Raw genomic sequence first — 21,362 nt, 5'->3', positions numbered from 1 at the left:
ACGCATGCCCCTCGAGCCGAAATCCGCCGATCTGCCGCGCATTCGCGGGGCACTGAAGTTCTACAAGGTCGCTTCGGTGATCACCGGCGTCATGCTGCTGCTGCTCTGCGCCGAGATGCTGCTGAAGTACGTGTGGCACCTCGAGCTCTACGCCTTCGGCCCGAACGGCCTCCTGAGCTTCGAGCCGGTCATCGAGACGGCCGCGGGCCTCGAGTCGACCGGCTCCGGCGTCAACCTCTCCACCGGCATCCTCATCGCCCACGGCTGGTTCTACGTCGTCTACCTCTTCAGCGACTTCCGGCTCTGGAGCCTCATGCGCTGGCACTTCGGCCGGTTCGTCCTGATCGCCCTCGGCGGCATCATCCCCTTCCTCTCGTTCTTCCTCGAGGTCCGCGTCGCCCGTGAGGTGACCGCCTACCTCGACCGCCGCGAAGCCGCGGAGGCGGCCGCCGCGAGCGCCGCCCCCGAGGCACCAGAAACCACCCCCGACTCCGTGGAGGCCCAGCAGTGACCGAGCAGCAGACCGAGCACCGGCCGGTACTCGTCGTCGACTTCGGCGCGCAGTACGCGCAGCTGATCGCACGACGCGTGCGCGAAGCATCCGTCTATTCCGAGATCGTGCCGCACACGATCACCGCCGACGAGGTGCGCGCGAAGAACCCGATCGGCATCGTGCTGTCCGGTGGGCCGTCGTCGGTCTACGAGCAGGGTGCGCCCGCGCTCGACCCCGCGGTGCTCGAGCTCGGCGTGCCGACGCTCGGCATCTGCTACGGCTTCCAGGTGATGGCCCAGCACTTCGGCGGCGAGGTCGCGCACACCGGCCAGCGCGAGTACGGCGCGACGTCGGCGACGGTGACGGATGCCTCGGGCAACCCCCTCGTCGTTGAGCAGCCCGCCGCGCAGACGGTGTGGATGAGCCACGGCGACTCGGTCTCGCGGGCGCCCGAGGGCTTCGAGGTGCTCGCCTCGACCGAGTCGACCCCGGTCGCCGCCTTCGCGAACGACGAGCGCAAGCTCTACGGCGTGCAGTGGCACCCCGAGGTGAAGCACTCGCCGTTCGGCCAGGGCATCATCGAGAACTTCCTGCACCGTGCCGCCGGGATCCCCGCAGACTGGAACCCGGGCAACGTCATCGCCGAGCAGGTCGCGCGCATCCGCGAGCAGGTCGGCTCGGCCCGCGTCATCTCGGCGCTCTCGGGCGGCGTCGACTCGGCGGTCTCGACGGCGCTCGTGCAGCAGGCGGTCGGCGACCAGCTCACCGCGGTCTTCGTCGACCACGGCCTCCTCCGCAAGGGCGAGCGCGAGCAGGTGCAGAACGACTACGTCGCCGCGACCGGCGTCCGCCTCGTCACGATCGACGCCGAGGACACCTTCCTCGACGCCCTCGCCGGGGTCACCGACCCCGAGGAGAAGCGCAAGATCATCGGCCGCGAGTTCATCCGCGCGTTCGAGGCCGCCGAGCGCGACCTCATCGCGGAGGCCGCCGCCGACGGCCAGCCGATCAAGTTCCTCGTACAGGGCACGCTGTATCCCGACGTCGTCGAGTCGGGCGGCGGCTCGGGCACCGCGAACATCAAGAGCCACCACAACGTCGGGGGCCTGCCAGAAGACCTCCAGTTCGAGCTCGTCGAGCCCCTGCGCACCCTCTTCAAGGACGAGGTGCGCGCGATCGGCCGCGAGCTCGGACTCCCCGAGGCGATCGTCGGCCGCCAGCCGTTCCCCGGCCCCGGCCTCGGCATCCGCATCGTCGGCGAGGTCACGCGCGACCGGCTCGAGCTGCTGCGCGACGCCGACGCGATCGCCCGCGAAGAGCTCAGCGCCGCCGGGCTCGACCAGGAGATCTGGCAGTGCCCCGTCGTGCTGCTCGCCGACGTGCGCTCGGTGGGCGTGCAGGGCGACGGCCGCACCTACGGTCACCCGATCGTGCTGCGTCCCGTCTCCTCCGAAGACGCGATGACCGCCGACTGGACCCGCCTGCCGTACGACGTGCTCGCGAAGATCTCGAACCGCATCACCAACGAGGTGCGCGAGGTCAACCGCGTCGTGCTCGACGTCACGTCGAAGCCGCCGGGGACCATCGAGTGGGAGTGACCCGCTCCTGACGTGCGCGAAGGGCGCCGGCCGTGCGGCCGGCGCCCTTCGGCGTCTGCGGACGTCCGAGGCGCGAGTGCATGGTGGCGGGGTCGCAGGATGGGACGGGGGATCCCAGGAGGTCGGGCGGCGCGTCGCCCGTCCGGTCCTGCGACTCGCCGGGGCGCCGGGGCGCCGGGGCGCGGGTGCGGGGTCCGCACGGATGAGGTCTCGTCGGTGGCCGCCGGCGTCCGTGTTCGAGAGGATGGTCCCATGGGTGTCGTCGAGAACAGCAAGCTGACCGTCGTCGGCGCGGGCGCGGTGGGGTCGAGCCTCGCCTATGCCGCGCTCATCCGAGACTCCGCCGCGGAGGTCGCGCTCTACGACATCGCCGCCGAGAAGGTCGAGGCCGAGGTGCTCGACCTCGCCCACGGCACCCAGTTCACCCGCTCACGGGTGACGGGCGGAGCCGATCCGGCGGTCGTCGAGGGCTCGCACGTCATCGTCGTCACCGCCGGCGCGAAGCAGCTGCCCGGCCAGAGCCGCATGGATCTCGCGGCGACGAACGTCGGGATCCTCGAGCGGCTGCTGCCCACCCTCGTCGAGCGGGCTCCGGGCGCCGTGATCGTCCTCGTGACGAACCCGGTCGACGTGCTCACCGTGGCCGCCCAGCGCATCACCGGGCTGCCGCCCGAGCGGGTCTTCGGTTCGGGCACGGTGCTCGACACCTCGCGGCTGCGCTGGCTGCTCGCCGAGCGCGCCGGCGTCTCGACTTCGAGCGTGCACGCCAACATCGTCGGGGAGCACGGCGACACCGAGTTCCCGCTCTGGTCGGAGGCCCGGATCGGCCCGGTGCCCATCCTCGACTGGACGGGCGGCGAGCGGTTCACGGCCGGCGAGCTCGACGCCATCGCCCACGAGGTGCGCGACGCCGCCTATGCGGTGATCCGCGGCAAGGGCGCGACGAACTACGCGATCGGACTCACGGGCGCGCGCATCGTCGAGGCGGTGCTCCGCGACGAGCACGCGGTGCTGCCGGTGAGCACCGTGCACGGGCCCGAGATCCCCGAGCTCGAGGGGGTCGCGCTGTCGCTGCCGAGCATCGTCGACGGCGAGGGCGCGCGGCCGATCCACGGCACCCCGTTCTCGGAGCGCGAGCGGGCGCAGCTCGCCGCCTCGGCCGACGCGATCAGGGCGGCGGCGGTCCTCTTCGGGTACTGAGGCGCGGCGACGACGCTGACGTGACGGGACTCGCCGTGCCAGTTGTCGGACGGGTCGGGCGACACGCCGCCGGCGATCCAGTTCCGGCGGCGCGTCGGGACATCGGTCCGACATCCGGTGCGCGTCACTCGCCCGGGCCGGCTGCCGGCACACCCGGAAACGACGAACGGCCGCCCGAGGGCGGCCGTTCGATTGGGTGCGAGGATCGCTAGTCGCGGGCGATCGCGAGCATCCGCAGGATCTCGAGGTAGAGCCAGATCACGGTGACCATGATGCCGAACACGCCGGTCCACTCGTACTTCTTCGGGGCGCGGTTGCGCACGCCCTGCTGGATGAAGTCGAAGTCGAGCACGAGCGAGTAGGCGGCCATGATCACGACGAGGACGCCGAGGACGAGGCCGAACGGGATGCCGGTGCCGAAGAAGTCGACGCCACGCAGGCCCCACGGGTTGCCGTCGGCGCCGCCGAAGATCATGATGCCGAAGTTGACGAGCGAGAACACGAGGTAGCCCACCATCGCGATGAGGAAGACCTTCGTCGCCTTCTTCGACGCGCGGATCTTGCCCGAGGCGAAGAGCGCGAGCGTGACGCCCACGACGACGAGCGTCGCGATGACGGCCTGGGCGACGATGCCGCCGCCGTACATCATCTCGTACCAGGCCGAGATGCCGCCGACGAAGACGCCCTGCACGCCCGCGTAGGCGAGGATCAGCGCGGGCGACGGCTCGCGCTTGAACGTGTTGACGAGGGCGAGCACGAAGCCGACGATGCCGGCGCCGATCCAGAGGAACGGCACGCTCTCGACCGTGAGCCAGCCGAGCGCGGCGCCGACGAGCAGCAGTCCGAAGCCGGCGACGGACTTGCCGATCGTCGACTCCACCGACATCGTCTCGCCCGCGGGCGGCGTCGAGGGCTGGTTGTACATCTCCTGCAGTTGCTGGGCCGAGATGTCTTGCGCTGCGGCCACGGCTCCCTGCTGCGAGAAGGCGGAGTTCCGCGAGAACGCGGGATTGTCGAGAGCCATGGGTTCCTCTGCTTTCGGCTGTCGTCGGATGCGGGGGATCGGCGACCGGATGCGGCATCCGCGCCAGTGACAAACCTACCCGAATACTCCGTGACAACGCCGTGAGTTCTCGCGGAATTCCGCGGCGGCGACGGCGGCGCTGGCTACGCTGGGCCCATGCAGCCCGACCTGGCCCCGCGCCCGCTCGTCATCGGCCACCGCGGCGCACCGGGATACCGCCCCGAGCACACCCGCTCGGCGTACGAGCTCGCGTTCGCGCTCGGCGCCGACGCCGTCGAGCCCGACCTCGTCGCGACGCGCGACGGCGTGCTCGTGCTGCGGCACGAGAACGAGATCTCGGGCACCACGGATGTCGCGACGCGCCCCGAGTTCGCGGGTCGCCGCACGACCCGCGAGATCGACGGCACCCCGCTCACCGGCTGGTTCACCGAGGACTTCACGTGGGCCGAGCTCTCGACCCTGCGCTCCCGCGAACGGCTGGGCGCGATCAGGCACGCGAGCGCGAGCTTCGACGGGCGCTATCCGATCATCCGCCTCCGCGAGCTGTTCGCCCTCATCGACCGGGCGGCCGACGAGCAGCGGCGGATGCTGCGGATGGTCGCCGAGTTCAAGCACGCCGCCCACTTCGCCGCGCTCGGGCTGCCGCTCGACGAGCTGTTCGCCGCCGAGCTCGCCGCGGCCGGCTGGGGCACGGGCGACGAGCGCCTGATCATGGAGGCGTTCGAGCCGACCCTGCTCGACCGGCTCGGGGAACGCGGCATCCGGGGGCGCCGGGTGTTCCTCATCGAGAACTCGGGATCCCCATGGGACCTCGTGCTGGCGGAGGGGCGCCGCGCGCCGCGCTACGACGACTTCGTGACCGAGCGCGGGCTGCGCGGCCTCGCCGGCCGCTTCGACGGCGTGAGCGTCGGCACCCCTCGGCTCGTCGGCACGCCCAAGCGCTCGCCGGATGCCACGGGGTCGCCGTTGCGCGGCGCCGCCCTCGTCGCCGCGGCGCACGCCGCCGGCCTCGAGGTCTTCACGTGGACCCTGCGGCCCGAGAACCGATTCCTGACGCCGTCGCGCCGTCGCGGCACCTCCCGGGCCGGCTACGGCGACTGGGCCGCCGAGTTCGGAGAGGTCCTCGCGACCGGGGTGGACGGCGTCTTCGTCGACCACCCCGACCTCGGCGTCGAGGCGCGCGGCGACTGGCTGGCCGCACGCGCCTGAGCGCCGGCGGCCGTGCAGGGCCGGGTGTCGGAGGCCGCGCCTAGACTTGAAGGCGACATGACGCTGATCCTCGACCCCGACGACCCGGCCGGCTGGCGCGAGGCGCCCCCGGCACGCTCCGACGACCCCTCCGGTGCCGGTTCGCCCCTCACCGAGGGCCTCAACCCGCAGCAGAAGGAGGCCGTCGAGTACCGCGGCCCCGCGCTGCTCATCGTCGCGGGTGCGGGCTCGGGCAAGACCCGCGTGCTCACGCACCGCATCGCGCACCTCATCGAGACGCGCGAGGCCTGGCCGAGCCAGATCCTCGCGATCACCTTCACGAACAAGGCCGCCGCCGAGATGCGCGAGCGCGTGCAGGCGCTCCTCGGCGACAGCGCCTCCGGCATGTGGATCTCGACGTTCCACTCCGCGTGCGTGCGCATCCTGCGTCGAGAGGCCGAGTCGCTCGGCCTCTCGTCGACGTTCACGATCTACGACTCGGCCGACCAGCGCACCATCCTGAAGCGCATCATCAAGGGCCTCGACGCCGACACGATGGGCTTCACGCCCGCGAGCGCGCAGGCGAAGATCTCGAAGCTCAAGAACGAGCTCGCCGACGTCGAGACCTACGCGCGCAATGCGAACATGAACGACCCGCAGGAGGTCATGTTCCTCGAGATCTTCCGGCAGTACACGCGGCGCCTGCGCGAGGCATCCGCCCTCGACTTCGACGACCTGATCGCCGAGACGGTCTACCTGTTCCGCGCCTTCCCGAAGGTCGCGGCCCTCTACCAGCGTCGGTTCCGGCACATCCTCGTCGACGAGTACCAGGACACGAACCACGCGCAGTACTCGCTCATCCGCGAGCTCACCCGTCCCGTCGAGCCTCCGATCGTCCGCGAGCTCGACGAGCACGGCATCCTCGTGCGCGGCATGACCGATGCGGCGGGGGCGATCCCGGGCGCCTCGCTGACGGTGGTCGGCGACTCGGACCAGTCGATCTACGCGTTCCGCGGCGCCGACATCCGCAACATCGTCGAGTTCGAGCGCGACTTCCCCGGCGCGCGAGTCGTGCTCCTCGAGCAGAACTACCGCTCGACCCAGAACATCCTGTCGGCGGCGAACGCGGTCATCTCGAACAACTTCGACCGAAAAGACAAGAAGCTCTGGACGGCCGACGGCGACGGCGATCGGATCGTCGGCTACACCGGGTACACGGCGCACGACGAGGCCCAGTTCATCGCCGACGAGATCGAGTCGCTGCACCGCTCGGGCGTCGCCTACCGCGACATCGCCGTGTTCTACCGCACCAACGCGCAGACCCGTGCACTGGAGGAGATCTTCGTGCGCTCGGCGCTGCCCTATCGGGTCGTCGGCGGCACGAAGTTCTACGAGCGGGCCGAGATCAAGGACGCGATGGCCTACCTCATCGCCGTCGCGAACCCGCTCGACGAGCTGGCGCTCCGCCGCATCCTGAACACGCCGAAGCGCGGCATCGGTCCGGCGACCGAGACGACGATCGCGCAGTTCGCCGAACAGAACGAGCTCACGTTCCGGCAGGCGATGCGCTCGGCCGGCGGGCTCGGGCTCGGGCCGAAGGTCACCGCGGCCATCTCCGCGCTCGCCGACGTGCTCGACGAGGCCGCCGCGATGCTGGTTCCCTCGCAGGCCGGCATCGATGCGGGCACGAACGAGGGCGCGTCGAAGATCTCCGAGGTGCTCGTCTTCCTGATGGAGCGCTCGGGGCTGCTCGACGCGCTGCGCAACAGCCGCGACCCGCAAGACGAGACCCGCGCCGAGAACGTCGAGGAGCTCGTCGCACAGACCCGCGACTTCGATCGCGAGAACCCCGGCGCGACGCTCGTCGACTTCCTCACCCAGGTGTCGCTCGTGGCCGCGGCCGACGAGCTCGACGACGCCTCGGGCACGGTCTCGCTGATGACGCTGCACACCGCGAAGGGGCTCGAGTACCACGCCGTCTTCCTCACCGGCATCGAAGAGGGGCTGCTCCCGCACCAGATGTCGGCCTCCGAGCCCGGCGGCCCCGCCGAGGAGCGACGCCTGTTCTACGTCGGCATCACACGCGCGCGCAAGCGCCTCTACCTCTCGCTCGCGATGAGCCGCGCCCAGTTCGGCGAGGTCGCCGTGGCGATGCCGTCGCGATACCTGCAGGAGATCCCCGAAGGGCTCATCGACTGGCGCCAGTCGCCCGGCATGGCGACGAGCCGCGGCGGTTCGCAGCCGCGTGCGCTCAACGCCCGACGCGGCTTCGGGCAGGGCGGCGCGTGGGGCACCCGCGACCGCGACCTCGAGCGCTTCAGCGTCACGCGGTCCGAGAAGCCGAAGACGGAGTGGGCCAACAAGGTGACCGGCACCGTGCGCGACAACGGCGACCTCACCCTCGAGGCCGGAGACCGCATCCGGCACGCCGACTTCGGCGAGGGCAAGGTCACGCAGGTCACCGGCGAGGGCACGAAGCGCATCGCACATGTGTCGTTCGACCGCGCCGGGCAGAAGAAGCTCCTCATCAAGATCGCACCCATCGAGAAGCTGTGAGCGCGGCCCGCGACCGACTCGTCCGCTGGGCGGGAACGGTGCGCGCGCTCGACGTCGAGGTGGCGCTGCGGGCGGCGATCGCGGCGGCGGTGCCGCTCGCGATCCTCGTGGCCGTCGGCCGGGTCGACCTGGCCTCGTACGCCGCGTTCGGCGGCATGGTCGCCATCTTCGGGCGCAGCGAGCCCTACCGCACCCGGCTGCGCACCGTGAGCGTGGCCGCGGCGGCCCAGCTCGCCGCGACCGGACTCGGCATCCTGCTGTCGATCGCCGACGCGCCGGTCGTGGTCGAGGCCGGTGCGCTCGCACTCGTCATCATCGTCGTGATCGTCGCCTTCAACCTCCTCGGCGTGACTCCGTCGACGCCGCTGTTCGCCGTGTTCGGGCTGCTCGTCTGCGCGGCGCAGCCCGTCGACGACGGCACCGGCTGGCAGCGCTGGGGCGTCGCATGGGCGGCGGCCGCGTTCGCCTGGCTGCTCGCGATGTCGGGCTGGCTGCTGCGCCGGCTCTCAGGGCGCCGCGCCGAGCGCGCGTTCAAGTCGTTGCCGCGACGCACGCCGACACGGCGTCGAGGACACGCCGATCCGCGCCTCTGGCTCAATGTCGCGCAGAACGTGCTGGCCGCCCTCCTCGCCGGCGCCGCCGCGCTCGCGCTCGGCATCGGGCATCCGTACTGGGCGGTGGTCAGCGCGATCGCCGTCATCCCGCCGGCACGCGCCGCGCACACCGTCTCGCGCGCGGTGCACCGGGTGCTCGGCACGATCGGCGGGGTGATCGTGACCGCGCTCGTGCTGTGGCCCGAGCCGTCGGTCTGGGTGCTCGTCGTGGTCGTCGCGGTCTGCCAGTTCGGCGCCGAACTGCTCGTCACGAAGCACTACGGCACGGCGCTCGTGTTCGTGACCCCGCTCGCGCTCACCGTCGCCCATCTCGCCTCGCCGGCGCCGATCGCGGGGCTCATCGGCGACCGCGTGCTCGAGACCGTGCTCGGCGCGGCGGCGGGCGTCGTCATGGTGCTCGCCGCGCGGCGCTTCGTCGAGGTCGTGCCCATGCCGCCTCCGACGACGGCGACCCCGAGCATCGGCCCGCTGCGCGATTGACGTGCTGGATCGGGGCTAGACCACCCCGCCGAGCGCCGCACCGATCGCCCAGGTGACGACGAGCGCGAGCGCTCCGCCGACGACGACGCGCAGCACCGCCCGACCGCGGGGGGCGCCGCCGATCCACGCCGACAGCCACCCGGTGATCGCGAGTGCCAGCACGACGGCGACGAAGGTCGTCGCGATGCGCCACTCGGGCGGCGGCAGCAGGATCGCGAGCATGGGCAGCACCGCGCCGATGAGGAACGACAGGGCGGATGCCCCGGCCGCGTGCCACGGGTTCACGACGTCGTCCTCGGAGATGTGCAGCTCGGCCTCGAGGTGCGCCGCGAGCGCGTCGTGCGCCGTGAGTTCGCGCGCGACCCGGTCGGCGGTCTCGTCGCTCAGGCCCTTCGCGCGGTAGATGCCCGCGAGCTCGGCGAGCTCCTGGTCGGGCATCTCGGCGAGCTCGCGCGTCTCCTTCGCGATGAGCGCACGCTCGGTGTCGCGCTGCGTCGACACCGAGACGTACTCGCCGAGTCCCATCGAGATGGCGCCGGCGACGACCGACGCGACGCCCGCCACGAGGATCGCCCCGAGGTCGGTGGTCGCGGCGGCGACGCCGACGACGAGGGCGGCGACCGAGATGATTCCGTCGTTCGCACCGAGCACCCCCGCGCGCAGCCAGTTGAGCTTCTCGTGCACCTTGGCGTCGTGGGGGTCTGCGCCGTGCACCGGTTCGGTCGTGGCATCCGTCATGTCGGCAGTCTCGCAGCCGTGCATGCGGCGCGCCAGCATGGCGAGGCTCGCCTCAGCCGGGGCGGGGGAGTCGCTCGATCAGGGCCATCGCGTCGAACGGTGCGCGCACCTTGGCGTCGTTGTCGAAGAACAGGTAGGCGTCGCGGCCGGTGGAGAGGTGCCCGCGTGCCCACTCCGCCCACCGGTCGAGCGACTCGGCGTCGTAGCCGGAGGCGTAGAGCTCCTCCTCGCCGTGCAGGCGGGCGTACGCGAAGTCCGCGGTCACGCGATCGATGCGCGGGTACCGGCCTGCAGTGTCGGCGACGACGCTTGCCACCCCGCGTGCGGCGAGGAGGTCGGCCCATTCGTCGATCGTCGCCTCGAACGAGGGATGTCGCACCTCGATCGCGTGCCGGATCGGGGCGTCGTCGCCGACCGAGAAGGAGGCGCGGCCGCGCATCCGCTCGTCATGCCGGGCGGCGAGGCGCGCAGCCTGCGCGCGCGAGGCCGGGAGCGCACCGATGAAGCGGTCGAGCAGCGCACTGTCGTACGGGAAGGTCGGCGGGAGCTGCCAGAGGACCGGGCCGAGCTTCGGGCCGAGGTCGAGCACGCCCGAGGCGAAGAAGTTCGCGAGCGGAGCGTCGAACTCGCGCAACCGCTTGATGTGGGTGATGAAGCGCGGGCCCTTCACGGCGAAGATGAAGCCGTCGGGGACCGATGCCCGCCAGCGCGCCCAGCTGCTCGGCCGCTGGAGCGAGTAGAACGATCCGTTGAGCTCGATCGCCGTCATGCGGGCCGCGGCGTACGGGAGCTCGTCCGCATGGCGGAGGCCCGGCGGATAGAAGGCGCGCCGCCATCGCGGATACACCCAGCCGGAGATGCCGATCCGCACCTCGGGCGGCTGTGCACGTTCGCGCGTGGAGAGCATCCGGCCAGTCTCGCGCGATGCCGCCGGAGTGCACAGGGGATTGCCGTCCGGCCGGCCGGACACCGCGGCATCCGCCCGATTCTCGGCCCCGCTGCACGGGGAGTAGCATGGAGGGTGGCCCACTTATCTTGACGTCGAGATGTTTTTCGTCGCCCTCCGGGCCGAAACCCACCAGCCCCTGTGCGCGACCGCGCGTGCGGACCGATTGGAAGTAGAGCGTGGATCTTTACGAGTACCAGGCCAGAGACCTGTTCGAGCAGTACGGGGTCCCGGTGCTCCCGGGCATCGTCGCCGACACCCCCGACGAGGTGCGTGCCGCGGCCGAGAAGCTCGGCGGCGTCGTCGTGGTCAAGGCCCAGGTGAAGACGGGCGGCCGCGGCAAGGCCGGCGGCGTCAAGGTGGCGAAGACCCCCGATGAGGCATACGAGGCCGCGAAGGCGATCCTCGGCCTCGACATCAAGGGCCACGTCGTCAAGCGCGTCATGGTCGCCGGCGGCGCCCGCATCGCGCAGGAGTTCTACTTCTCGGTGCTGCTCGACCGCGCCAACCGCTCGTACCTCTCGCTCACGAGCGTCGAGGGCGGCATGGAGATCGAGCAGCTCGCCGTCGAGAAGCCCGAGGCGCTCGCGCGTATCGAGGTCGACCCCATCGCCGGCGTCACGCTCGACAAGGCGAAGGAGATCGCGGTCGCCGCGAACTTCCCGGCCGAGCTCGTCGACAAGGTCGCCGAGGTCTTCGTGAAGCTCTACGAGGTCTACGACAAGGAGGACGCGACGCTCGTCGAGGTCAACCCGCTCATCCTCGACGAGGACGGCAACGTCATCGCCCTCGACGGCAAGGTCACGCTCGACGAGAACGCCGAGTTCCGTCACCAGAACCACGCGCTGCTCGAAGACAAGGCCGCGGCCGACCCGCTCGAGGCCGCCGCGAAGGCGCTCGACCTCAACTACGTCAAGCTCGACGGCGAGGTCGGCATCATCGGCAACGGCGCGGGCCTCGTCATGTCGACGCTCGACGTCGTCGCCTACGCGGGCGAGAACCACGGCGGCGTGAAGCCCGCGAACTTCCTCGACATCGGCGGCGGCGCCTCGGCGGAGGTCATGGCCAACGGACTCGGCATCATCCTCGGCGACCCGCAGGTCAAGAGCGTGTTCGTCAACGTCTTCGGCGGCATCACCGCGTGCGACCAGGTCGCGAAGGGCATCGTGGGCGCGCTCGCCGAGCTCGGCTCGGCCGCGAACAAGCCCCTCGTCGTGCGCCTCGACGGCAACAACGTCGTCGAGGGCCGCCGCATCCTCGAGGAGGCGGCGCACCCGCTCGTCACCCTCGCCGAGAACATGGACCAGGGCGCCGACAAGGCCGCCGAGCTGGCGAACGCGTAAGGGGCGTACGAGAAATGACGATCTTCCTCAACAAGGACTCCAAGGTCATCGTCCAGGGCATCACCGGCGGCGAGGGCTCGAAGCACACCGCGCGCATGCTCGCGGCCGGCACCCAGGTGGTCGGCGGCGTGAACGCCCGCAAGGCCGGCACCACGGTGCTGCACACGGATGCCTCGGGCAACCCCGTCGAGCTCCCCGTCTTCGCCTCCGTGGCCGAGGCCATGGCGCAGACCGGTGCCGACGTCTCGATCGCCTTCGTGCCCCCGGCCTTCACGAAGGACGCGGTCGTCGAGGCCATCGACGCCGAGATCCCCCTCCTTGTCATCATCACCGAGGGCGTGCCCGTGCAGGACTCGGCCGAGTTCTGGGCCTACGCCAAGGAGAAGGGCGCGAAGACCCGCATCATCGGCCCGAACTGCCCCGGCATCATCAGCCCCGGTGAGTCGCTCGTCGGCATCACCCCGGCGAACATCACCGGCAAGGGCCCGATCGGCCTCGTCTCGAAGTCGGGCACGCTGACGTACCAGATGATGTACGAGCTGCGCGACCTCGGCTTCTCGACCGCCATCGGCATCGGCGGCGACCCGATCATCGGCACCACGCACATCGACGCGCTCGCCGCCTTCGAGGCCGACCCCGAGACCAAGGCGATCGTCATGATCGGCGAGATCGGCGGCGACGCCGAGGAGCGCGCTGCCGACTTCATCAAGGCGAACGTGACCAAGCCGGTCGTCGGCTACGTCGCGGGCTTCACCGCCCCCGAGGGCAAGACGATGGGCCACGCCGGCGCGATCGTGTCCGGCTCGGCCGGCACCGCCCAGGCGAAGAAGGAGGCCCTCGAGGCCGCCGGCGTCAAGGTCGGCAAGACGCCGTCCGAGACGGCGCAGCTCCTCCGCGAGGTGTACGCGGCGCTCGGCGCGTAAGCACGAGACCGCAGCCGGGGCATCCCGGTTGGAACGACAGAACCCCGCAGGCCACCGGCCTGCGGGGTTCTGCGTACGACGGGCTGAATCGGGGGCGCCCGTCGCGTCGATCACCTCATTTCCGTTGCTGCGCCTCCGATCACGGGTCCACGACGACCGTGCACACGTAGGTGCCGGGCAGGAGGTTCGGCAGCGTCACGCTCCCGTCGCCGTCACCGCTGGTGAGTGGCAGATCGGGGTCGACGGCGCTGGGTTCGCAGTCGACGCTCGAGAACGTGCCGCCATCCACCTGCGAGTTGACGCTCACCGTGATGTTCGTCAACGGCGTGTTGTGGAATGCGACCAGATCGGCATCCGAGATGTTCTCGGCGCAGTCGCTCTCGACGACCGTGGCCACCTGATCCTGATCGCCCGTATCGAGTACGTACCCGGCGGGTACGGTCTCGTGGACGACGTACTCGTCACCCGCTTCGAGCAACGCGCTCACGAGCAGGCCAGGGACGCATGCGACGCCCTCACTGTTCGTCTGGACGGTCGTTCCGGCGTCGGGCAGTTCGCCGCCGAAGACGGTGAAGGTGACGCCCGCGTGCGGGTGGTCCCCTCCGATGCCTGCGGCCGCGTGCTTGCGCGTCTTCACGATCTTGATCGCGCCGACGTCGCGTGCGTTGTGGAAGGTGCACGTGACCGTCTCACCCGGGCCGACGTCGATGCCGGTCAAGGCAGCCGTTCCCGTTCCGGAGGGCGAGCCCCCGTCGCAGTTCGCGCTCACGAGGTGCCAGTTCGCAGGGACGACCTCGCTCACGTCGAAGGCACCGGGCACGAGGTTCGTGAAGGTCTTCGACACCGCGGTATCTGCAGCGACGGTGGTCAGGTCGAACGATGCCGGGCTGAGCGTGTTCGACGTGTAGCCGAACGTGCCCGTTCCGTCATCAGTGACCTTCTCGACCACGAGGGTTCCACGCGCCTTGTTGTGGTAGGTGCAGTCGAGCGTATCGTCGGCGCTCTCGAGGTCGAAGGTGACCGTTCTCCCGCTGATCTGGAAGTTCGCTCCGTCGGTGCTGGCGCTGCAGTCGATGCTGTCGAAGTCCCAGCCGCCGGTAGGAGCGGTCTCCGTCACCGTTCCGGTCTCACCGATCGGCACCTTCGCGAACGACTTCGATTCGCCATCGGCGAGCTGGAAGCTCGCATCAGCCGGATCGCTCGAGAAGGACTTCGTGAAATCGAAGAGCTTCGTCGCGCCGTCAGGGTCGGTCTGCTTCCTGATGATGACGCCGCCACAGGTCGGGAAGTTGGTGTCGATCGGGGCGATGAAGTCCTTCAGCGCGGCGGTGAAGGCGTCGGAGGACCGGCTCTTCAGGTACGCGCTGCCGAACGTCGCGCACTCGTCGAGGGTGCTGGCGAGCGCCGTGAAGTCGAGCGTCGCCTCCCCGAAGGTGCGTGCCGAGATCGAGCCGAGCCCGTCGGCGTTGCCGCTCGTGATCGCGGAGGTGTTGATCGACCCGGTCGCGAGTCCCTGTGCGGTGAAGTTGACCTTCGTCGACCAGCACGGAAGGCTCCCCGCCTCGCAGGCGTTGAGCGGCGACGCTTCGAACGCGGTGAGCCATCTCGACACCGAGAGCTGGGGGTTGACGCCGCCGTTCGACAGGTCGTACTGGATCAGCACGTCGCCGTGGGTCCGTTCCGGTGTGACGCCGTTGCCCGAGTCCTCGCCTGACTGGTTGAACTCGAAGTCCATGTTCGTCGTGCCGGTCGGATCCTGGACGCGATGCCAGAACAGGTGCAGGTACTGGTGTCCGCCAGCGGTCGTCTCGAGGTAGAACCCGAAGTTCTTGAGGTCGCTCTTGTTCGGCGGGATGCTGCCGGTCACGACCGAGGGAATCTCGGTGTCTTCCTTCGTTCCTTGGCCGAACGAGTTGTCGGTCTTCGGGTTGGCGATATCGGTCGTCCGCTCCTCGGTGACGGCTGCCCAGTCGAGGTTCCCCGTATGGTCGACGACGAGGTTCGCATTGGTGTCGATCTCGAACGTGCTCGTGCCGAACGGGACATGGCTCGCATAGGCCGGGGCGACCGCGAGGCCGCTGATGACGAGCCCTGCCGCAGCGGCCACGGCGATCAGCGGAGATCTCCGTCGACGCTGTGGGGGCGGGGTGGGACAGGACTCGGGTTGGGTGCGCATGGGCATCGTCGCCTCCAGGGATTGCGCAACGTCGTCCGGGCCGGGCGGACCGGACGGTCCCGGCGGGAGCGATGTGTTGGGGGCGGCAGTGCGCGGGCGTGGCAGGGCGTGCGGGTGACGGTCGTCTCCCGCCGCCGTGGGTGAGGCGGGGCGGGATGCATCAGACCCGGGGGGAGTCTCAGGTTTTCACCACGCACGCTACTCCGATGGGCACCGCCCCGACAGAGTATCTGAGTATTTCTCATAACCCAGAACGGGGGTCACGGCGGCGTCGGCGTGAGAGAGTGACGGCATGAGCATCGAAGAATCGGATGCCCCGCGCGATCGGTCGGCCCGCAGGAAACCCGCCGAGCTGCGGGACCATCTCGTCAGAACCGCCTTCGTGACCGAGGAGTCGGTCTACGGCGTCGTCCTCGTCTCGGGCATGATCGTGGTGGCCGGCACCCACGGCTCGACCTCGTGGCAGGTCTTCTGGATCGTGGCGACCACCGTCGTCGTGTTCTGGGCCGCCCACGTCTACGCCGGCACCGTCTCCCGGCACGGCCTCGCGATCGACAACGTGATGCCGCTGCGGCAGGCGTTCGATGCGGCGCTGAACCACTCGCTGGGCCTGCTCGCCTCGGCGACGCTGCCGTCGTTGATCCTCCTGCTCGGCGCCCTGCGGGTGGTGCCTGACGCGCTCACGATCTGGTTGGCGCTCTGGGCGGGCGTCCTGGTGCTCGCCGTGCTCGGATTCGTCGCGTACCGCCGGCGGGGTGCGCCGCTGCACATGCAGCTCCTCGGCGCGCTCACCACGGCGGCGTTCGGCCTCGTCATGATCGTGTTGAAGGCCTTCATCCACTGATGCGCGGGCGGGCCCCGAACCGCTATCGTCATGCCAAGGGGGGCCACGATGCCGAAGATGACGAATGCCGACCTCGAAGCGCGGATCGCCGAGCTCGAGGCCGAGAACGCACGACTGCGGACCGCCGAGACGATCGAGGTGCCCGGCACGCCGGACGCCGTCGTCGTCGAGAAGCCGCGCGGTCGCGGGCGCGGCCGCACCGTCGCCGCGGTGCTGCTCGTCGTGATCGGGCTGCTGCTCGCGCCTGTCGCGGTCGTCGCGGGGTGGGCCCGGCTCGAGCTCGTCGACACCGACCGGTTCGTGCAGACCTTCGCGCCCCTCGCCGAAGACCCCGAGGTGCAGGAGTTCGTCGCCGACCAGGTGACCGCGGCCATCGAACGCGAGGTCGACATCCCGCAGCTGACCGCCGACCTGTTCGACGGCATCCGCGCCCTCGACCTGCCGCCCCGCGCGGAGGCGGCACTCGGCCTCCTCGAGGCGCCCGCGACCCAGGGCCTGCAGTCGCTCGTCGCCGACGTGGTCAACCGGCTCGTCGCCTCCGACGCGTTCGCCGACATCTGGCGCACGGCGCTCCAGACGAGCCATACGCAGTTCATCGCGGCGATGCAGGGCGACCCCGACGCGATGCTCGAGGTCGGCGGCGACGGCACGCTGGCGGTGCAGATCGGGCCGATCATCGAGGCGGTGAAGCAGCGGCTCTCCGACCGCGGCGTCGGGTTCGCCGACGCGATCCCCGTGGTCGAGCAGAGCATCGTCATCGCCCAGGGCGACGCCCTCGCGCTGGTCACCACGCTGTACGCGGTCGCGGTCGGCATCGGCACCTGGCTGCCGTGGGTGGCGCTCGCCTTCCTCGTCGCGGGCGTCCTCGTCGCGAAGCGACGCTCGACGGCATTCGTCTGGACGGCCGGCGGCTTCGCCCTCGTGATGGCCCTCCTCGCGGCGGGCTTCGAGATCGGCAAGGTCGTCTTCATCGCGACCGTCAGCCCGAGCCCCATTCCGGGCGATGCCGCCGAGGCGATCTACGCGCAGCTCACCGAGCTGATGCGCTCGACGACCGTGGCACTGCTCGTGCTCGGCCTGTTCGCCGCGCTGATCGCGTGGCTCGCCGGCCCCTGGGCGCCGGCGCGCTCGCTCCGCGGCTTCGCCGGCAGCGGCTTCGCGGCGCTCCGCCGAGCGGGCGACCGGCACGGGCTCTCGACCGGGGCGTTCGGCCGTGCGCTCGACCGCTCCCACGGGCTGATCGCCGGGGCGATCGCGCTGATCGCCGCGGCGGTCATCCTGTTCAACCGCCCCGTGACCACGGCGACGGTCGTGACGACCGTGCTCCTCGCGCTCCTCGCGCTCCTCGTCCTCGAGATCCTGCGTCGACCGGTCGACGAGCCCGAGGCCGCGGATGCGACCGTTCCGGTGGCCGATACGGGCGAGACCGGTGAGACCGCCGAGATCGGGGATGGCGACGCGGATTCGGCGCGCGCCGACGATGAGGAGTCGGACGAAGCGCTCATGGCCGAGGGGCGCTCGTGACGGGCGACCGCGTGTCGGGCCGCACCAACTGACCGCCCGTCGCCGTGGCGGGCGGCTTCGGCGCCGGGTTCCGCTAGGCTCGGCGAGGTCATGAGACGTACGACGATCGCCCTGCTGGCCGCCCTCGAAGCCGCCGTCTCCGCGCTCATCGGTCTCGGCGTCGTGCTCGTGCCGCTGCTCATCGTCTGGGCGGTGCACTTCGGCCTCGCGGTCGATGCCGCCGCGTTCTTCCGGGCCGCGGCCGATCTCTGGCTGCTCGGCCACGGCGTCGACCTCGTGCTCCAGCTCGACCCCGTCACCGCGGCGCGCATGGCGCTCCCGGGTGCGGGCGATCCGTTCCCGATCACGATCGCGCTGCTCGGCTTCGCGCTCGCCTCAGTCGCCGTCGGCCGCCGCATCGGCCGCCGCTCGGCCGCCGCCGGGCACTCGATCACCGGGTCGGTCTCGGCGATCGCGGTCTACGCGCTCATCGGCGCGGTGCTCGGGCTCGCCGCCGGATCCGAGGCGGCGCGGGCCTCGTTCTGGCAGGCGATCGTGCTCCCCGCCTTCGTGATGGCCCTCGGCGTCGTCATCGGCGCCGTGCTCGAGACGCTGCGCGAGGCGAACCTCGGCGACCTCGCCGGCGGCTGGGTGCGCGAGCGCCTCGACGACCTCCCGCCGGCCTGGGTCGACGCCGTGCGACGGGCGGCGCGCATCGGCGGCGCGGCCGCCTTCGGCGTGCTCGGCGTCGCGGCGGTGCTCGTTGCCTCGCTCATCGCCGTCGACTACGCGACCATCGCGGGCCTCGGCCAGTCGCTCGGCGCCGGCGTCGACGGCGGCATCCTGCTCACCGTCGTCGAGCTCGCGTTCATCCCGAACTTCGTGATCTGGGCTGCGGCGTGGCTGCTCGGCCCCGGCTTCGCGATCGGCGCGGGCACGACCGTCGCGCCGGGCGGCACGGTGCTCGGGCCGATCCCCGGCGTCCCGCTGCTCGGGGCCCTGCCGGGCGACGCCCCCGTGCTCGGGGTGCTCTGGCTCCTCGTCCCTGTGGTGCTCGGCTTCGCGGGCGCGTGGTTCGTGCTCGGGCGCGACGCCGCGACCCTGGTGAGCACCGATGCCCGCGGCGACGTCGGCTCGGAGCCGTGGTGGTACCCGGTTGCCGTCGGCGTGGGGTCGGGCGCCGTCGCCGGCATCGTGATGGCGCTCCTCGCCTGGTGGTCGGGCGGCGCGGCCGGTCCCGGCCGACTGGCCGTCGTGGGCCCCGACCCGTGGGCCGTCGGCCTCGTCGCCGCCGTGACGGTCGGTGTGGGCGCCGTCGCGGGCGGCGTGGCGGCATGGGTGCGCCTCCGCGAGCGCGCTCCCGAGTACTCGGGCCGCTAGGCGGCGTCCGGCGCCGTCGTGGCCGCCTCCGGCGGCCGGTAGGCTCGAGGGGTGCTGAAGCTCGTCGTCCTCATCTCCGGCGGAGGCTCCAACCTCCGGGCCCTGCTCGAAGCCGCCGAGGACGCAGAGTTCCCGGCCCGCGTCGTCGCGATCGGCGCCGACCGCGAGGCATCCGGTCTCGTGCTCGGCGAGGAGTTCGGAGTGCCGACCTTCACCGTGCCCTACACCGCCTACCCCGACCGCGACGCGTGGGGCGCCGCGCTGATCGAGGCCGTACGCCGCTGGGAGCCCGACCTCGTCGTGCTCTCGGGGCTCATGCGGCTCGTGCCGCCCACGGTCGTCGACGCCTTCTCGCCGCAGCTCATCAACACGCACCCGGCGTACCTGCCCGAGTTCCCGGGCGCGCACGGCGTGCGCGACGCGCTCGCCGCGGGCGTCGCGCAGACGGGCGCGAGCCTGATCGTCGTCGACAACTCCGTCGACGGCGGCCCGATCATCGCGCAGGAGCGCATCCCCGTGCTGCCGGGCGACACCGAGTCGACCCTGCACGACCGCATCAAGCCCGTCGAGCGGCGCCTCCTCATCCAGGCCGTGCTCGACATCGCCAATTCGCACCTCGACCTGAAGGACCTCGCACGATCATGAGCGGCCACGCCATCGACCCCAGCCTCTACCGCGAACGCGACCTCGTGCCCGTGCGTCGCGCGCTCATCGCCGTGAGCGACAAGCGCGGCCTCGTCGAACTCGCGACCGCACTCGTCGGCGCCGGCGTCGAGATCGTCTCGACCGGCGGCACCTCGAAGGCGATCGCCGACGCCGGCCTGCCGGTCACGCAGATCGCCGAGGTCACGGGCTACCCCGAGCACCTCGACGGCCGCGTGCGCACGCTGCACCCGGCCGTGCACTCCGGCCTGCTCGCCGACCTGCGCCTCGAGTCGCACGAGCAGGAGCTCGCCGGCCTCGGCATCGCGCCCTACGAGCTCGTCGTCGTGAACCTCTACCCCTTCGTCGAGACGGCGGCCTCGGGTGCCGAGCCCGACGCCGTGGTCGAGCAGATCGACATCGGCGGGCCCGCGATGGTGCGCGCCTCCGCGAAGAACCACGCGAACGTCGCGGTCGTGGTCTCGCCCGAGCGCTACGACGAGGTCGTGGCCGCGCTCGCCGCGGGCGGCACCACCCTCGCGCAGCGGCGCGAGCTCGCCCGCGAGGCGTTCCGGCACACCGCCTCGTACGATGTCGCGGTCGCCTCGTGGATCGGCAGCGTCGTCGCCCCCGACCAGGCGGCAGAGGTCTCGCCGTTCCCGGCGTGGGTCGGCGGCACCTGGACGAAGGACGCCGACCTCCGCTACGGGGAGAACTCGCACCAGCAGGCGGCGATCTACTCCTCGCAGGGCGGGCGGCCGGGCATCGCCCAGGCGGTGCAGCTGCACGGCAAGGAGATGAGCTACAACAACTACGTCGACGCGGATGCCGCGGTGCGGGCCGCCTTCGACTTCGACGAGCCCGCCGTGGCGATCATCAAGCACGCCAACCCGTGCGGCATCGCCGTGGCCGCGGCCGGCGCGGCCGACACGATCGCCGACGCCCACCGCCGCGCGCACGAGTGCGACCCGGTCTCGGCGTTCGGCGGCGTGATCGCGGCGAACCGCGTCGTCACCCGTGAGATGGCCGAGACGGTCGCCGGCATCTTCACCGAGGTGCTCGTGGCGCCGGCGTTCGAGGCCGAGGCGATCGAGCTCCTCACGCAGAAGAAGAACATCCGCCTGCTCACCCTGCCCGAGGGCTTCGCGCCCACCGCGGTCGAGCTCAAGCAGATCTCGGGCGGCGTCCTGCTGCAGCAGGCCGACCGGCACTTCGCCGCGGCCTCCGAGTGGACGCTGGCCGCGGGCGAGGCGGCCGACGCCGAGACCCTCGCCGACCTCGAGTTCGCCTGGCGCGCGTGCCGCGCGGTGAAGTCGAACGCGATCCTGCTCGCCTCGGGCGGCGCCTCGGTCGGCGTCGGCATGGGGCAGGTCAACCGCGTCGACTCGTGCAAGCTCGCGGTCGAGCGGGCCGGCGACCGCGCCGCCGGTTCGGTCGCGGCGTCCGACGCGTTCTTCCCGTTCGCCGACGGGCTGCAGATCCTGCTCGACGCAGGCGTGAAGGCCGTCGTGCAGCCGGGCGGTTCGGTGCGCGACGACGAGGTCGTCGCCGCCGCCGCGGCGGCCGGCGTCACGATGTACTTCACGGGCGAGCGGCACTTCTTCCACTGATCGGCCGGGTTCCGCGGGGTGCACGGCATGCGCCCCGCGGCATCCGCCCGGCGGTACCCTTGAATCGACCCTGCGCACACCACGCGCGGGCCAGGTTCCGCCCA

General features: G+C 71.3%; 17 protein-coding genes. 13 read left to right on the top strand and 4 right to left on the bottom strand.

Annotation, left to right across the window (positions count from 1 at the left end):
* Positions 1–4 precede the first annotated feature (4 nt).
* From ACFVTH_RS02630 to ACFVTH_RS02620, 3 genes are all read left to right on the top strand, one after another.
* On the top strand, positions 5–511 hold the full coding sequence (locus ACFVTH_RS02630) for a DUF3817 domain-containing protein (RefSeq protein WP_387086531.1): 507 nt from the start codon (positions 5–7) through the stop codon (positions 509–511).
* Complete coding sequence (gene guaA / locus ACFVTH_RS02625; RefSeq protein WP_387086529.1) at positions 508–2,091, top strand: glutamine-hydrolyzing GMP synthase; 1,584 nt, start codon at positions 508–510, stop codon at positions 2,089–2,091. Before ACFVTH_RS02630 ends, guaA begins: the two co-directional genes overlap by 4 nt.
* A gap of 252 nt (positions 2,092–2,343) precedes the next feature.
* Positions 2,344–3,291, top strand: coding sequence for an L-lactate dehydrogenase (locus ACFVTH_RS02620; protein ID WP_387086527.1), 948 nt, complete (start codon positions 2,344–2,346; stop codon positions 3,289–3,291).
* 208 nt (positions 3,292–3,499) lie between these two features.
* On the opposite strand, the gene ACFVTH_RS02615 is transcribed toward ACFVTH_RS02620, so the two are convergent.
* Positions 3,500–4,315 (bottom strand): Bax inhibitor-1/YccA family protein, encoded by an 816-nt coding sequence (locus ACFVTH_RS02615; protein WP_387086525.1) that lies wholly within the window; start codon positions 4,313–4,315, stop codon positions 3,500–3,502.
* Between the two features lie 156 nt (positions 4,316–4,471).
* On the opposite strand from ACFVTH_RS02615, the gene ACFVTH_RS02610 reads away from it, so the two are divergent.
* The 3 genes from ACFVTH_RS02610 to ACFVTH_RS02600 are packed head-to-tail and all read left to right on the top strand — an operon-like array spanning position 4,472 to position 9,153.
* Positions 4,472–5,524, top strand: a complete 1,053-nt coding sequence (locus tag ACFVTH_RS02610; RefSeq protein ID WP_387086523.1) for a glycerophosphodiester phosphodiesterase family protein — start codon at positions 4,472–4,474, stop codon at positions 5,522–5,524.
* A gap of 57 nt (positions 5,525–5,581) precedes the next feature.
* Positions 5,582–8,059, top strand: a complete 2,478-nt coding sequence (locus ACFVTH_RS02605; RefSeq protein ID WP_387086521.1) for an ATP-dependent helicase — start codon at positions 5,582–5,584, stop codon at positions 8,057–8,059.
* Positions 8,056–9,153: an FUSC family protein gene (locus ACFVTH_RS02600; protein WP_387086519.1), complete on the top strand. Its 1,098-nt coding sequence runs from the start codon at positions 8,056–8,058 to the stop codon at positions 9,151–9,153. Before ACFVTH_RS02605 ends, ACFVTH_RS02600 begins: the two co-directional genes overlap by 4 nt.
* Before the next feature lie 15 nt (positions 9,154–9,168).
* On the opposite strand, the gene ACFVTH_RS02595 is transcribed toward ACFVTH_RS02600, so the two are convergent.
* Together ACFVTH_RS02595 and ACFVTH_RS02590 are read right to left on the bottom strand one after the other, a co-directional pair.
* Positions 9,169–9,891: a VIT family protein gene (locus ACFVTH_RS02595; RefSeq protein ID WP_387086517.1), complete on the bottom strand. Its 723-nt coding sequence runs from the start codon at positions 9,889–9,891 to the stop codon at positions 9,169–9,171.
* A 52-nt stretch (positions 9,892–9,943) separates the two neighbouring features.
* A complete protein-coding gene (locus tag ACFVTH_RS02590) occupies positions 9,944–10,798 on the bottom strand; it encodes a DUF72 domain-containing protein (RefSeq protein WP_387086515.1) in 855 nt (284 codons plus the stop codon).
* Positions 10,799–11,016: 218 nt separating this feature from the next.
* On the opposite strand from ACFVTH_RS02590, the gene sucC reads away from it, so the two are divergent.
* The gene (gene sucC / locus ACFVTH_RS02585; RefSeq protein ID WP_387086513.1) at positions 11,017–12,180 is read left to right on the top strand and encodes an ADP-forming succinate--CoA ligase subunit beta; all 1,164 of its coding nucleotides are present in this window, start codon (positions 11,017–11,019) and stop codon (positions 12,178–12,180) included.
* A 14-nt stretch (positions 12,181–12,194) separates the two neighbouring features.
* Positions 12,195–13,103: a succinate--CoA ligase subunit alpha gene (gene sucD / locus ACFVTH_RS02580; protein ID WP_386939781.1), complete on the top strand. Its 909-nt coding sequence runs from the start codon at positions 12,195–12,197 to the stop codon at positions 13,101–13,103.
* Positions 13,104–13,242: 139 nt separating this feature from the next.
* Here the strand turns inward: sucD and ACFVTH_RS02575 are convergent, their stop codons facing one another.
* Positions 13,243–15,210, bottom strand: coding sequence for a collagen binding domain-containing protein (locus ACFVTH_RS02575; protein ID WP_387086511.1), 1,968 nt, complete (start codon positions 15,208–15,210; stop codon positions 13,243–13,245).
* Between the two features lie 361 nt (positions 15,211–15,571).
* On the opposite strand from ACFVTH_RS02575, the gene ACFVTH_RS02570 reads away from it, so the two are divergent.
* The 5 genes from ACFVTH_RS02570 (at position 15,572) to purH (ending at position 21,258) form a co-directional block, all read left to right on the top strand.
* Positions 15,572–16,123 carry a hypothetical protein gene (locus ACFVTH_RS02570; RefSeq protein WP_387086509.1) on the top strand — a complete coding sequence of 184 codons (552 nt, stop codon included), beginning with the start codon at positions 15,572–15,574 and terminating at the stop codon, positions 16,121–16,123.
* 57 nt (positions 16,124–16,180) lie between these two features.
* Positions 16,181–17,647 carry a hypothetical protein gene (locus ACFVTH_RS02565; protein ID WP_387086507.1) on the top strand — a complete coding sequence of 489 codons (1,467 nt, stop codon included), beginning with the start codon at positions 16,181–16,183 and terminating at the stop codon, positions 17,645–17,647.
* 90 nt (positions 17,648–17,737) lie between these two features.
* The gene (locus ACFVTH_RS02560; RefSeq protein ID WP_387086506.1) at positions 17,738–19,006 is read left to right on the top strand and encodes a DUF6350 family protein; all 1,269 of its coding nucleotides are present in this window, start codon (positions 17,738–17,740) and stop codon (positions 19,004–19,006) included.
* A gap of 51 nt (positions 19,007–19,057) precedes the next feature.
* Positions 19,058–19,651, top strand: coding sequence for a phosphoribosylglycinamide formyltransferase (gene purN / locus ACFVTH_RS02555; protein WP_387086504.1), 594 nt, complete (start codon positions 19,058–19,060; stop codon positions 19,649–19,651).
* Complete coding sequence (gene purH / locus ACFVTH_RS02550) at positions 19,648–21,258, top strand: bifunctional phosphoribosylaminoimidazolecarboxamide formyltransferase/IMP cyclohydrolase (protein WP_387086502.1); 1,611 nt, start codon at positions 19,648–19,650, stop codon at positions 21,256–21,258. Before purN ends, purH begins: the two co-directional genes overlap by 4 nt.
* Positions 21,259–21,362: the final 104 nt, after the last annotated feature.

Source organism: Agromyces sp. NPDC058104, from assembly GCF_042884835.1.
GTDB lineage: Bacteria > Actinomycetota > Actinomycetes > Actinomycetales > Microbacteriaceae > Agromyces.
Note: the sequence above shows the minus strand (reverse complement) of the source record. Positions and strands in the feature narration are given on the sequence as shown.